Annotated in this window: 13 protein-coding genes; 2 read left to right on the top strand and 11 right to left on the bottom strand. The window is 60.4% G+C overall.

Going from position 1 to position 13,853, the window contains the following annotated elements; genetic code table 11:
- Positions 1 to 23: 23 nt before the first annotated feature.
- Genes WDB86_RS12810 through WDB86_RS12780 form a run of 7 tightly spaced genes read right to left on the bottom strand, consistent with a single transcriptional unit; the run spans position 24 to position 5,463 of the window.
- Complete coding sequence (locus WDB86_RS12810) at positions 24 to 953, bottom strand: lysophospholipid acyltransferase family protein (protein ID WP_406737050.1); 930 nt, start codon at positions 951 to 953, stop codon at positions 24 to 26.
- A 45-nt stretch (positions 954 to 998) separates the two neighbouring features.
- Entirely contained in the window at positions 999 to 1,268 is a 270-nt protein-coding gene (locus tag WDB86_RS12805; RefSeq protein WP_406736095.1) for an HPr family phosphocarrier protein, read from the bottom strand.
- Positions 1,249 to 1,671 carry a PTS fructose transporter subunit IIA gene (locus WDB86_RS12800; RefSeq protein ID WP_339108119.1) on the bottom strand — a complete coding sequence of 141 codons (423 nt, stop codon included), beginning with the start codon at positions 1,669 to 1,671 and terminating at the stop codon, positions 1,249 to 1,251. Before WDB86_RS12800 ends, WDB86_RS12805 begins: the two co-directional genes overlap by 20 nt.
- On the bottom strand, positions 1,668 to 2,591 hold the full coding sequence (gene rapZ / locus WDB86_RS12795; protein WP_406736094.1) for an RNase adapter RapZ: 924 nt from the start codon (positions 2,589 to 2,591) through the stop codon (positions 1,668 to 1,670). The genes WDB86_RS12800 and rapZ overlap by 4 nt, the downstream gene beginning before the upstream one ends.
- Complete coding sequence (locus WDB86_RS12790) at positions 2,588 to 3,013, bottom strand: HPr kinase/phosphorylase (RefSeq protein ID WP_406736093.1); 426 nt, start codon at positions 3,011 to 3,013, stop codon at positions 2,588 to 2,590. The genes rapZ and WDB86_RS12790 overlap by 4 nt, the downstream gene beginning before the upstream one ends.
- Positions 3,014 to 3,019: 6 nt before the next feature.
- On the bottom strand, positions 3,020 to 4,726 hold the full coding sequence (locus WDB86_RS12785; protein WP_406721244.1) for a sensor N-terminal transmembrane domain-containing protein: 1,707 nt from the start codon (positions 4,724 to 4,726) through the stop codon (positions 3,020 to 3,022).
- Positions 4,727 to 4,758: 32 nt separating this feature from the next.
- Positions 4,759 to 5,463: a response regulator transcription factor gene (locus WDB86_RS12780; RefSeq protein ID WP_339108123.1), complete on the bottom strand. Its 705-nt coding sequence runs from the start codon at positions 5,461 to 5,463 to the stop codon at positions 4,759 to 4,761.
- A 355-nt stretch (positions 5,464 to 5,818) separates the two neighbouring features.
- Between WDB86_RS12780 and WDB86_RS12775 the strand changes: the two genes are divergently transcribed.
- Both WDB86_RS12775 and WDB86_RS12770 read left to right on the top strand, forming a co-directional pair.
- Entirely contained in the window at positions 5,819 to 7,417 is a 1,599-nt protein-coding gene (locus WDB86_RS12775; RefSeq protein ID WP_339108124.1) for a phosphoenolpyruvate carboxykinase, read from the top strand.
- 98 nt (positions 7,418 to 7,515) lie between these two features.
- Entirely contained in the window at positions 7,516 to 9,051 is a 1,536-nt protein-coding gene (locus WDB86_RS12770) for a phospholipase D-like domain-containing protein (RefSeq protein ID WP_406736092.1), read from the top strand.
- On the opposite strand, the gene rnr is transcribed toward WDB86_RS12770, so the two are convergent.
- The 4 genes from rnr to WDB86_RS12750 are packed head-to-tail and all read right to left on the bottom strand — an operon-like array spanning position 9,043 to position 13,745.
- A complete protein-coding gene (rnr, locus tag WDB86_RS12765; protein ID WP_406736091.1) occupies positions 9,043 to 11,325 on the bottom strand; it encodes a ribonuclease R in 2,283 nt (760 codons plus the stop codon). The two genes, WDB86_RS12770 and rnr, sit on opposite strands and share 9 nt — an antisense overlap.
- Positions 11,326 to 11,370: 45 nt before the next feature.
- Positions 11,371 to 11,787: a GNAT family N-acetyltransferase gene (locus tag WDB86_RS12760; RefSeq protein WP_406736090.1), complete on the bottom strand. Its 417-nt coding sequence runs from the start codon at positions 11,785 to 11,787 to the stop codon at positions 11,371 to 11,373.
- A complete protein-coding gene (gene dapE / locus WDB86_RS12755; RefSeq protein WP_406736089.1) occupies positions 11,784 to 12,926 on the bottom strand; it encodes a succinyl-diaminopimelate desuccinylase in 1,143 nt (380 codons plus the stop codon). The genes WDB86_RS12760 and dapE overlap by 4 nt, the downstream gene beginning before the upstream one ends.
- 60 nt (positions 12,927 to 12,986) lie before the next feature.
- Complete coding sequence (locus WDB86_RS12750) at positions 12,987 to 13,745, bottom strand: sulfite exporter TauE/SafE family protein (RefSeq protein WP_339108129.1); 759 nt, start codon at positions 13,743 to 13,745, stop codon at positions 12,987 to 12,989.
- Positions 13,746 to 13,853 lie beyond the last annotated feature (108 nt).

Below are 13,853 nucleotides of genomic sequence, written 5' to 3'. Positions count from 1 at the left end.
GCCCGGGTCATGCCGGGCTTTTTTTACCCGCGCAGGGACAGCGTCTCCTCGCGCATATCCGCAAGCCATTGACGCGGATTGCCAAGCGCCTCTGCCATCTCGTCGGGCTGTTTGACATGCCCGATGATAGGGCGCTGCGGCTTGTGAAACGCCGCGCGGATCTCGTAAAGCAGCAAAGACTGACGCAACGTCGCGGAAAGCTGATTGGCAATCTGGTAAAGCCGCGAATTATGCGTCGGGAAACGGACCGGCAGCACCTGCGCTTTCGAACGCGCCACCATTTTCGCGGTAAAGGGGTTCCACTCTTTCTCGACCACCGGGCCGAAGAAACTGTCGGAGGCCGCCACAGACCCTGCCGGAAACAACACGATACAGCCGCCACGCTTGAGATGGAGCATGGCGTCGGCCCGCATCTTCAACCCCTCCTCGCGCGCATTCGGTTCATGGGCGAAGGGCACGGGGATCATGAATTGCGCGATCTCGGGAAGACCGGTCAGCAAATTGCGTGTCAGGATCTTGTAATCCCCGCGCACCCGCCCGATCACCTCGGCCAGCACCATCCCGTCCACCAGACCATGCGGATGATTGGCCACGATCACCAAGGGCCCCTTGGCCGGAATACGCGCGATCTCCTCGGCGGGCGTCGTCACCGTAATCCCCATGATCTCCAACGCCTGCGCCCAGAAGGCCTGCCCCGCGGGGATACCGCGCGCTTCGAACTGCCGTATGACACGCAGGATCTGCACCTTGGCTGTGGCCCACTCGACAAGCCGGATCACCAGACGTTTGAACGGATTGGTGAAGGTGCCCGCATAGGACAGGCGGCGCTTGTCATAGGGCTTCTGAACCGTCTGGAACCCTTCGTCCGTCCGGATGTCTTCGGCAGTCCTGTCGCGCTGCAAGACAGAAGACTGCCCCGTCACCCCGGCCCCTTTCAACTCAGATTGCGGCATCTGGTTCATGACAGACCTCTTGGTTTGCACTGCGCGACGCGCGGGCTAGAACCCCTCGCCGAAATAGTCGCCCACAAGGGCGGAAAGCGCCTGGATCAGCGCGTCGGCTTCCGGTCCGCTTGTCTGAACCTCGATGGACGTTCCACGTGAAGCAGCCAGCATCAACAGCCCCATGATAGAATCCCCCGAAACACTCATCCCGTCTTTCGAGACCTCGGCACGGGCGTCGAACCTTTCAACGACCTCAACGAATTTGGCAGAGGCACGCGCATGCAGCCCCTTCTCGTTTATGATCTTAAGCTCCTGATGCGCCATGCATTCCTTCCCTGCTCCCATAGGCAGAGTAACTATTGATATATTTACGCCCTGCATCAAGAGCCGCTTCGACAGCGGCATGCACACCAAGGCTTCTGGACTTCGCAAGCTTGATCAATAGTGGCAAATTGGCACCATAAATGATCTCGCGCTCGCAATTCTCGCAGGCTTTCAGGCTCAGATTGGACGGGGACGCGCCGAACATATCGGTCACCACGACAACTCCGTCGCCGCTATCCACAGAATCCGCCGCAGCCCGAATCTCGATCTGCTTTTCTGCGCGGTCATGGCCATCCTCGATCGTGATGGCGCGGATGCCCATCTGCGGCCCCACGACATGCTCCACCGCCGCGAGATACTCGCGGGCCAATCCACCATGAGCGACAATCACGATCCCGATCAAGCGCCGTTTCCCGTTCCAGATGCGGGCAGCTCTACCCCCCGCCGTTCCAATTCTCTGTGGCGTTTAGACACGTGCCACCCCGCCTCTGCAAGAGCACCAGAGACAGCTTCCGTCAGGGCAACCGAGCGGTGTTTGCCCCCTGTACATCCAAAGCCTACGGCCAAATGTGTTTTCCCTTCCTCAACATGGGCAGGCAAAGTGAAAAGAAGAAGCCCCATCACCTTGTCGAAGAAGTCACGATAGCGTGGATCTGCGGCCACATGTGCGGCCACAGACGGGTCACGCCCGTCCTTGGGCCGCAATTCCGGTTGCCAATGCGGATTGGCCAGAAAGCGGCAATCGAACATCACATCAAGCCCGCGCGGCACCCCACGCTTATAGCTGAAACTATGCACCGAGACCGCCAATCCTGCCGACTTACGCTGATCGAACAGGCGATTGATCTCGGCGCGGGCATCATGGACCGTCATCGTGGAACTGTCGATCAGGATATCCGCCCGCACACGGATCGGCACCAACAGATCAATCTCGCGCAGGATGCCTTCTTCGGGCGCATCATCGGGCGACAGCGGATGACGGCGGCGCGTCTCGGAGTAACGGCGCTGCAGAACGGCTGCGTCCGCATCCATGTAAAGCACTTCGAGCTGGATCTCGGGTTCGCGCGTCAGGCGGTCGATCAGCTCGATCAAACGGGTTGCACTGAACTCGCGGTTCCGGACATCGATTCCCAACGCAATCGGCTGGAGCACCGGCCCGTCCAGCACACGCGGCACCATCGAAAGCGGAAGATTGTCGATGGTCTCGTAACCAAGATCCTCAAGCGCCGCAATCGCAGTCGAGCGCCCCGCTCCCGAAGGGCCGGTGACCAGCACAACACGCTGGCTTCGCTCGTCTGTTCCACAATGGGCCGCTTCGGTCACGCCACTCTCCCGGCTTTCAGAAATTGCCAGATCGCTGCATCAAGATGACTATGTTGCGCCTGCAGCACAAGAGGCAGAGAGACCCCGTAGAGAGAGATATTGCGCTGCGGCGGAAGCCTTTCTGTCTCGATCCGGTCGAGATCCACAACCAGAGAGAGAATTGCATCACTCAAAGCATCCGCAGATAGAATCCCGACGCCGCGCGCCTCTATGCGCCCGCGGATCGCCAACGGCGCCGATGCCAGTATCTGTCCAGATTCGCATCGGAGGTCGGTTCTGTCATCCGCGACAAGATGTGCCCCGAAGGCCATAAGCCGCAGTGCGAGCGTCGATTTCCCGCTGCCGGACGCGCCCATAATCAGCACAGCGTGCTGCGCATCAAGGGCCACACAGCTTGCATGCAGATTGTGGCGAACACTCATCTGGGCTTAGAACGGCAGGCCGACAACGAAGCGCGCGCCCAGAGGCTCGGAGGTGACATCGGCATCGGTGGGACGGATATTCTCGGCCCAGATCACACCGCCATGCGCCTCCACGATCTGCTTCGAGATCGCCAGCCCAAGACCGGAATGGTCGCCGAATTGCCCCTCGGGCCGCTGCGAATAGAACCGCTTGAACACTTTCGACAGCGCCTCTTCCGGAATACCCGGCCCCGTATCCTCGACCACCACCAGCACGCGGTTGTCACGCTTGCGCGCCCAGACCCGCACGGCATCCCCCTCTTCGCTGAAGGAAATCGCATTGGTGATCAGGTTGACGAAGACTTGCGCCAGACGCCCTTCGAGACCATTGATAATGATCGGGTCCGACGGCAGGTCGGTGATGAAATCAACCCCTTTTTCCTTCGCCTGAGCCCCGAGATACTGCGCGAGGTTATCGACCGTATGAATCAGGTCGAAGGCTTCTTCTTCCTCTTTCACCAATTCGGAATCAAGGCGCGAGGCATTGGAAATATCGGAAACCAGCCGGTCCAGACGACGCACGTCATGGTCGATCACATCCAGAAGCTTCTCGCGATGCTCTTCCTTTTTCACCATGCGCAGCGACGCCACGGCAGAGCGCAGGCTGGCAAGCGGGTTCTTGATCTCGTGGCTGACATCGGCGGCGAATTGTTCATTGGCGTCGATACGGTCGTAAAGTGCCGTGACCATGCCGCGCAACGCACCGGAAAGGCGACCGATCTCATCGGGGCGGGCCGACAGATCGGGGATGCGCACGCGCGACGGGCTCATCTTGCGGGCATGACGCTCGCTGCCGATCTCGGCGGCGGCGGCAAGATCGGAAATCGGGTTGGCAATCGTTGACGCCAGCACCAGAGACAACCCGATCGACACGATGATCGCGATCACGAACATCTGCAGAACCTGCTCGCGCTCGACCCGCACCAGATGGTCGATTTCGCCCGCAGCCGAGGTCAGCGCGATCGACCCCACAATGCGGTTATCCTGATAGATCCCTGTTGCCACAGAGAAAATTGTCGCGCCACTGATATCACGACGGGTATCCATGCGGGTCACACCGGGGCTCAGCTCGGCATTGAGATCCTGCGCGATGACCTGCGTGCTGACCGGCGCGCCGCCCTCCCCGCGATGGATCAGCGAGGAGGCCAGCTCCCAGCCGCGCCCGAGAATATCGGTGATCAGCGTCGAGCGAGTATCGTCGCGCCGCCCCGTTACATCCGCCGCAGGCGCAGTGGCCACGTCATCGGAACTGATCAGAAGATTCCCAGCAGCATCAAAGACATACAGCGCAGACCCCGCCGGAAGCTGGACCCCTGAGAGCGTATCGACAACATCGATACCATCCCCCGCCGCCAGATTGACCGGCGCAGTCTTCGGCAGTCTCGCCTCGAACACATCGGCGATCAGCTCGGCCTCGACAACAATCGCATTTTCGCGCTGCACAACGAGACTGTCACGGAACGGGTTCAGATACAGAACCCCCGCCACCAGCACGACCATTGCCAAAAGGTTGAAGGTGATGATCTTGCGCGCCAGAGGCGAGCGGTTCAACGAGATCAGGCTCCGCTTCTCGCGTCGCTTGGCAATGCCATCATCGACAGCGCCACTGCCCGCGACCCAGTCCTCCCCCAGATCGACCGCCGTCGTTTCCGTGTTCCGTTTCTTGGTACTCATCCCAAGGCTCAACCCGATCCGTCCCGCGATGCTCATTCTTCGTTATAACGGTAACCGATGCCATAAAGCGTTTCGATGGCCGAAAAATCCTCGTCAACGCTACGCATTTTCTTGCGAAGGCGCTTGATATGGCTGTCGATCGTGCGGTCATCGACATAGACCTGATCATCATAGGCCACATCCATCAACTGATCGCGCGATTTCACAAAGCCCGGGCGCTGCGCCAGAGCCTGCAACAGCAGGAATTCTGTGACGGTCAGGGTAACGTCCTTCCCCTTCCAGCTGACCGAATGGCGCAGCGGGTCCATCACCAGCGCACCACGCGTAATCACCTTTGTCTCTTCGGTTACAGCCGTTTCCGTCCGCCCCTCAAGCGCGTCCTGACGCCGCAAAAGCGCGCGGATCCGCTCGACCAGAAGGCGCTGGCTGAAGGGTTTTTTGACATAGTCATCCGCGCCCATACGCAGCCCCAGAACCTCGTCGATCTCGTCATCTTTCGAGGTCAGGAAAATTACGGGCATCGTCGTTTTCTGGCGCAGACGCTGCAACAGATCCATCCCGTCCATACGGGGCATCTTGATATCCAGCACGGCCATATCGGGGAGACGTTTATTGAACGCATCCAGTGCTGCCTGACCGTCATTATAGGTCTCGACATCGAAGCCTTCCGCCTCAAGGGTCATGGCTACCGATGTAAGAATATTGCGATCATCATCGACCAAAGCAATTCGCGACATGAGCCTGCCCCCTCATTCTTCCGGACGGTTATAGTTATTCGACATCATCGGCATCCATAGGGGAAGAATCAACACGAAGCTGAAACGCGCATCGTTTCCGCCTGCGATTGCATCCCAAAAGCCTCAATTTAGGGTTAACTGACAAGATTGTGTCACTATGTCTCAGGTTTGGTTGCGCTAAAGTGCAAATGATAACGCTAACGGTAGCGCACCCTGTGTTCCCTAAAGATTTTAGCGTGGTATATGGTCGATTATCCGGTGCACTTCTGGCACCGAAGGCGATCCGTCCAAGGCCCGGATGGATCGGGAGGATTCCATTGAACCGCCGCACTACGACGGCATTCGGGAGCTACAGATGATCATCGGACACGTGAACCCGGCACAGCGCCTGGAAGATCAAGGCATTTCTGGACTGGGCAATGTCTATTACAACCTGATCGAGCCGGCGCTGGTCGAAGAGGCGCTCAAACGCAATGAAGGCACCCTTGGTAAGGGCGGCGCATTCTATTGCACGACCGGTGCGCATACCGGCCGCTCGCCCAAAGACAAGTTTGTTGTCCGCACCCCCGAAGTTGAGAACACCATCTGGTGGGAAAACAACAATCCGATGGACGAAGACAAGTTCGATCTGCTGCATGCCGATATGCTCGCGCATATGGCGGGCCGCGACTACTTCGTGCAGGATCTGTTCGGCGGTGCCGATCCGGCGCATCGTCTTGATGTGCGCGTGGTATCCGAACTCGCATGGCACAACCTCTTCATCCGCACCATGCTGCGCCGCCCCGAGCGTTCCGAGCTGGACAGCTTTGTGCCGGAATTCACCATCGTGAACTGCCCGAGCTTCAAAGCCGACCCCGAACGCCACGGCTGCCGCTCGGAAACGGTGATCGCGCTGAACTTCTCGAAGAAGCTCATCCTCATCGGCAACACCGAATATGCGGGCGAAAACAAGAAGGGCGTGTTCTCCCTTCTCAACTACATCCTGCCCGGCAATGGCATCATGCCGATGCACTGCTCGGCCAACCACGCCATCGATAATCCCGATGATGCGGCCATCTTCTTCGGTCTGTCGGGCACCGGCAAGACCACGCTTTCGGCAAGCCCGTCGCGCACGCTGATCGGCGATGACGAGCATGGCTGGTCGGACGAGGGCATCTTCAACTTCGAAGGCGGCTGCTACGCGAAAACGATCAACCTCTCGGCCGAAGCCGAGCCCGAGATCTACGCGACCTGCTCGATGTTCGGCACCGTGGTCGAGAACATGACCTTCGATCCCGAGACGCTGGATCTCAACTTCGAAGACAACTCGATCACCGACAACATGCGCTGTGCCTACCCGCTGCATTACATCTCGAATGCGTCGGAAACCTCGGTCGGTGGTAGCCCCAAACACGTGATCATGCTGACCTGCGATGCCTATGGCGTTCTGCCGCCCATCGCACGTCTGACCCCTGCACAGGCCATGTATCACTTCCTTTCGGGCTTCACCTCGAAAACTCCGGGCACGGAAATCGGTGTGGTAGAGCCCATCCCGACCTTCTCCACCTGCTTCGGTGCGCCCTTCATGCCGCGTCGTCCGGAAGTCTACGGCAAGCTGCTGGCCGAGAAGATCGCAAAGAATGGTGCATCCTGCTGGCTGGTGAACACCGGTTGGACCGGTGGCAAGTTCGGCGAAGGCTCGCGTATGCCCATCAAGGCTACCCGCGCGCTTCTAGATGCCGCACTCGACGGGTCGCTGGATGCGGTCCAGTTCCGCAAAGATCCGAATTTCGGCTTCGAAGTTCCGGTTCTGGTGGCTGGCGTTGACACCAAGCTTCTGAACCCGCGCGACACGTGGGTCGACCCGAACGCCTATGACGCGCAGGCCGCCAAACTGGTGAAAATGTTCTCGGACAATTTCGAGCAATATGTTCCCTATATCGACGACGAAGTGAAAGCCGTCGCGATCGGCTGACCCCCGAGCGAAGACCGTTAAGAAGGGCCGGGATTTCCCGGCCCTTTCCATTTTTGCCCCACGCGCTAGCTTTGCACTGTAACAGACCGTGGTGGCCTATGATTTTCGGTATTCTCGTCCTTGGCCTGATGGCTTTTCTCTGGCTCTGGACACGCACGCGCCTCCCCGAACGCCCCGACCTGCCCCCCGAGGTTCTCGCCTTGCCGGAAAAGACGCGGTTGGCAGGGATCTGGCCCGATCTCTCGATATCCGGTGTGCTTCCGCTTCCGGATGGCATCGAGGCCTTCGCGACCCGCCTCAAGCTGATCGAGATGGCCGAACATAGTATCGAGGTGCAATACTATCTCTGGCGTCCCGACACCTGCGGAAGCCTGATGTTGGAGGCCCTGCACAAAGCAGCGGAGCGCGGTGTGCGGGTGCGCCTTCTGATCGACGATAACGCGACCAAACCGATTGACGCGCGGATCGCGTGGATGAATGCCCATCCTCGGATCGAAGTGCGGCTTTTCAACCCCTTCCCGCTGCGCGGCATGCGGCTTCTGGGCTATGCAATGGATTTCCGGCGCCTGAACCGGCGCATGCATAACAAGGCGCTGGTGGTCGATGGGCGCGCCGCCGTGGTTGGCGGGCGCAATGTGGGGGATGAATATTACAATGATCTCGCCCGCATGGGCACCTTCATGGATTTCGACGCGCTCGTGATGGGCCGCGCCGCATGCGAGGCCCGCGAGGAATTCGAAACCTACTGGAATTCCGAACCGACATGGCCCGCAGACACCATCCTGCCCGACCGGCTGTTAGAGGACACCCGAACAGGCGCGGCGCAGAATGCAGAGCGCGTCAAAAGTGAGGATGCGCAGAACTTTCTGGCGCTTCTGGCCGAAACCCCGACCACGGAGGAACTGGAGGCAGGCCGCCCCAATCTGCGTGAAGCCGAGGTGAAGCTGCTTTATGACGCCCCCGAAAAGGTTCTGGGCCGCGCCCGTCGCCGCAATCTGCTGTTTCCCAATATGCATATGGCGATGGGCACGCCTACCACCCGTTTCGATATAATCTCGCCCTATTTCGTGCCGCGCAATGCGGGCCGCCGCCAGTTGATCAAACTGGCCAAAGCAGGGGTGAAGGTGCGGGTGCTGACCAATTCGCTGGCCTCCTCGGACAAGCCCATCGTCCATACCGGCTATTCGGGCCAGCGCCGCAAACTGCTGTCGGGCGGGGTGGAGATCTATGAATTCGCCCATGACGAACATGTCAAGTTCCGCCGTGGGCTGATCGGGCATCACCGCCGCGGGACCTCGCCCTTTGCGCGCACGAAACTGCATGCCAAGATCCTGTCTGTCGATACCGAGAAGGTCTTTATCGGCACCTTCAACTTCGATCCGCGTTCGCTTCTGCTGAATACCGAAATGGGGATCGTGATCCACGATAAGGACTGGGCGGAGCACCTGCATAAAGGCTTTGAAAGCGTCATTCCCGCTGCGGCATGGAAACTGACGCGCGAACACAAGCGCATCCGCTGGGAACGCACCACCGATCAGGGCACGGAAATCTGGCACCACGAGCCCTATACCTCGTGGTGGCAGCGTTTCCTGATCGTGGCAGGATCGTTCCTGCCGATCGAGTGGTTACTTTGACTTCCGCTCGCGCTTGACCTTACGGGCTTTGGCGCGGGTTTTGGCCTTCAGAGCGCCAATCTTGCGCGGGGCCGATGTGCCGGGCCGCCCCTTGCGCCGTGCCGAGCGGCGCGACGAGGGCAGCTCGGCCCCTTCCAGTTGCAACAGATCCAGCAACAGCCCACCCGTCACCGGCACGGCCTCGACCAGACGCACCAGAACCCGCATGCCTGCGGTGATCTCGATGCCGGTGTCGGCACCGGTCAGCGTCTGGGCCTCGCGGTCGAAATGGAAGAACTCGTTGCCGATGGCACGGATCGGGATCATCCCGTCGGCACCCGTCTCATCCAGCCGGATGAACAGGCCAAAGCCCTGCACGCCCGACACGCGGCCCGTGAACTCGTTGCCCACACGTTCCGACAGATAGGCCGCCAGATAGCGGTCGGTCGTATCGCGTTCCGCCGCCATCGACCGGCGCTCGGTATCGGAAATCTGCTTGGCCGTCTCTTCGAGGTGCTCGATATCCCATTGGCTCAGCCCATCATCGCCCCATCCATGCCCCGAGATCAGCGCCCGATGCACGATCAGGTCCGAATAGCGGCGGATCGGCGAGGTGAAATGCGCATAGGATTTCAGCGCCAGACCGAAATGCCCGAAATTCTGCGGGTAGTAATAGGCCTGCGTCATGGTCCGCAGCGTAGACATATTGATCAGCTCGTTGAAATCGCTGTTCAATGCCTGCTCCAGCAGGTGGTTCAGATGCGAGGTCCGCAGAACCTGCCCCTTGGCCAGCTTGAAGCCTGAAGCCTGCGCGACCTCGCGCAAGGACTCCAGCTTGTCCTGACTGGGTTCTTCGTGCACGCGATACAGAAGCGGGCGTTTCAGGCGTTCAAGTTCCTCGGCGGCGGCCACATTGGCCAGCACCATGAATTCTTCGATCAGCTTATGCGCATCCAGCCGTTCCTTGAACTGGATCGACAGCACCTTGCCGCTGTCGGACAGCACGATCTTGCGTTCGGGCAGGTCAAGGTTCAGCGGCTGACGACGCGCCCGCGCCCGCAGAAGGGCGGCGTAGCAATCGTAAAGCGGCTCGATCACCTCCTCCATCAGAGGTTCGCATTGCTCGTCGGGATTACCATCCTGCGCGCGCTGCACTTGACCATATTCCAGCGAGGCGACCGATTTGATCATCGCACGGTGGAAGCTGTGGCGGACCTTGTTGCCATCGGCATCAATAGTCATTTTCGCCACCAGCACCGCGCGCGACACACCCTCATGCAGCGAGCATAGATCGCCCGACAGACGGTCGGGCAGCATCGGCACCACGCGGTCGGGGAAATAGCTCGAATTGCCGCGCATCCGCGCCTCGCGGTCGAGTTCGGAATTGGGCGTCACATAATGCGCGACATCGGCAATGGCGACCCAAAGGATCGTGCCATCCTCATTGGCCGGATCGCGGTCATATTCGACGAAACAGGCGTCGTCATGGTCACGCGCATCACCCGGATCGATGGTGACAAAGGGCATATGCGTCAGGTCTTCACGGCCCTCCATACCGGCGGGCCTTGCGGCATCGGCCTCGGCGATCACCTCATCGGGGAAACGGTCGGGGATACCATGCTGATGGATCGCAATCAGCGACACGGCCTTGGGCGCGGTCGGGTCGCCTAAACGCGCGATAATGCGCGCCAGCGGCAGGCCCATGCGGCCACGCGGGGCGCTTTGTTCGGCCTCGACCAGCTCGCCGTCGCGGGCCTCCATAGCGGCGGCCTGCGGCACATGCCATTCCTTGTCCTGCCCCTTGTCGATCGGCACGATCCGCCCGCCCTCGGCGGTCTTGCGGAAGATACCCACGACGACCTTCTTCGCCGCCGAACCGATCTTGCGGATGGGGCGGGCCTCGTAATCATATTGCTCGTCGGGTGTCTCGGTCAGCCGCGCCAGCACGCGGTCATGCGGCCCCAAAGCCTCTTCGCCCGCCTTGGGGATCATCAGGATCAGAGGCTCGGCCCCCTCGCCTTCCCATTCCAGGGGCTTCGCCCAGAGATCGCCCATACTGTCGGGGCGCAGCACCTCAAGCACCGTCACCGGCGGCAGCTTGGACGGCTCGCGGAAGGATTTGCGGCGGCGCTCGACCAGCCCTTCGTCCTCCATCTCGCGCAGGATGCGCTTCAGCTCGATCTTGGCCTGCCCCTTGATGCCGAAGGCACGGGCAATATCACGCTTGGAGGTCGTGGTCGGGTTATCATTGAGCCAATCGAGGATTTGCTCACGGGACGGAATCTGTGTTGTCATGATTTTTGCCTATCACGGCGCGCGATTTCCGTCACGCGGGAAAGATCAAAGCGGCGCCACCATATCGCGATGCGGCACATGGCCGTCGGGATAGGTCTCGCCATAGGCGGTGTAGCCCAGTTTTTCATAGAAGGGGATCGCCTGCACCTGAGCGCTAAGCATCGCCTTGGCGCAGCCCTTCGCCTTGGCCCGCGTCATCGCATCGCGCAGGATCTCGGCCCCAAGCCCCAAGCCGCGATGTGATTTCGCCACGCAGATGCGCCCGATCTTGGCGGTCTCGCCCTCGATAAACACCCGCGCGGTGGCAATCGGCTGATCGCCCTCGCGCATCAGGATCTGCAGGGCGTCGCCGTCACGGCCATCGAATTCCTCGGCCTCGCTATAGCCCTGTTCCTCGATGAAAACGGCGCGGCGCAGCGCGTGGACCTGCGCCAGATCAGTGACCTCTTCGCAGGTTCTCATGCGAAATAGCCCTGAAGGATGCGGGTATAAACGGCCTTCAGCTGCGTGATCTGAGAGGTTTCGATCCGCTCGTCGACCTTATGCATGGTTTTCCCGACCAGACCGAATTCCAGCACCGGACAATGGTGTTTGATAAACCGCGCATCCGAAGTGCCACCCGAGGTGGAGAGCTCCGGCCGGAGACCGCATTCGGCCTCAATCGCATCAGAGACCAGCTCGACGAAAGGACCCGGCGCGGTATAGAAGCTTTCGCCCGAGATAGATGCCGTCAGGCCGATCTTCACACCCGTAGCTGCCGCGACCTCTGCCACCAGACCTTCGGCCCATTCGGTCAGCGAGGCCCCGCTATGGGCATCGTTGAAGCGGATATTCACCTGCGCCGTCGCACGAGCAGGCACGATATTGCTGGCCGTATTGCCGCAATCGATGGTGGTCACCTGCAAGGAAGACGGGTCGAAATGCGCGGTGCCATTGTCCAGCGGCTGGGCATTCATGCGCCCCAGCAGATCCACCAGCGCATGCAGCGGGTTCTTGGCCCGATGCGGATAGGCGACATGGCCCTGAACGCCCTCGGCCACAAGATCAAACGTTACCGAGCCCCGACGCCCGATCTTGATCATATCGCCCAAGACTTCCGGAGAGGTTGGCTCGCCCACCAGACAGACCGACATCGTCTCGCCTTCAGCCTCCATCCAGTCCAGAACGGCCACGGTGCCATCCTTGGCGGGGCCTTCCTCATCGCCGGTAATCACGAAGACAATCGCCCCATCAGGTGGCGTGTCCTTCACGAAATCCACCGCAGCGGCAACAAAGGCCGCCACGCCGGTTTTCATATCGGTGGCCCCGCGCCCCCAAAGAACCCCATCCTCGATCAGGCCGGAAAACGGCGGCTTGGTCCAAGCGGCCTCGTCGCCCACCGGCACGACATCGGTATGGCCGCCAAAGCCGAAAGACCTGGCCGCGTTTTTCGCCCCCCAGCGGGCGAAGAGGTTGGACACGCCGCCGCGGTCCACGCGCGTGCAGGCAAAGCCCGCCTCGCTCAGCATGCCCTCCAAAAGCACCAAAGCGCCCCCCTCCTGCGGTGTGACAGAGGGGCAGCGGATCAGCTGGGCGCTGAGGTCGACGGGATCAATAGGCATGGGCTGGGCTCCTGTCAGGGGTTTCCCCTCGCATAGCGCGAAGGCCGCACAGGCACAACACTAGCCCATAAACGCCTTGCGCAGCAGATTGATGCCCGTCAGCAGCAACACAAACAGGGTCGCACGCCGGAACAGCACCGCATTCAGCCGGTCATGCGCCCAGAATCCCAGCCACAGCCCAGCAAAAGACGGAATCACCAGAAGCGCCGACATCGGGAAGGTATGGGCATTCATCACTCCCGTCATCAGATGCGCGCCCGTCAGCATCACCCCGCCCGCAAAGAAGGACACGCCCATGATCCGCATGGCTTCGGTCTTCTCGACCTTCATCGACATCAGATAGGCAATCAGCGGCGGCCCCCAGATGCCGGAGATCCCGCCAAACAAGCCGCCCACAACGCTGGACCAGAACTCGAAGCGTTTCGCATGGCGGGTGTGCAAGCGTAGCCCGTAGCCCAGAATTTCCGACGCCGTGTAAAGGATGATCGGCACGCCCAACAGCGCATAGCCCAACGCCTTGGGCAGCACCGTGACGAAATTGGCGCTGATGGCGATACAGACCAGCAGCGTGACCAGATGCAGCCGGTATTGCACCGCCGTCTCCCAAGCCGCCCGCCAGCCCTGCCGCAGCGCCTGCGCCACATTGGTGGCCGTCACCGGCAGGATCAAAAGCGCAAGCGCCGTATCTGCGTCGAAGATCGAGGCATAGGCCGAAAGCATGATCATCGGCAACGCAAAGCCGATGGCACCTTTTACAAAGCCCGCAATCACCGCCACCCCGACGGCCACCGCAAGCTGCCAGATTTCCATCCCGAACATTGCACCCCTCCTCGCAATCTTGTGACCATGCTTACAGCCCGTAGAAGCGCTTGAATAGTCGAGACTATATTTTCCAAAGGGTAACATTGGATCAAATTGTAACTCTAT

Origin of the sequence: Thioclava sp. GXIMD4215, from assembly GCF_045291555.1 — a bacterium.
Lineage (GTDB): Bacteria > Pseudomonadota > Alphaproteobacteria > Rhodobacterales > Rhodobacteraceae > Thioclava > Thioclava litoralis.
Note: the sequence above shows the minus strand (reverse complement) of the source record. Positions and strands in the feature narration are given on the sequence as shown.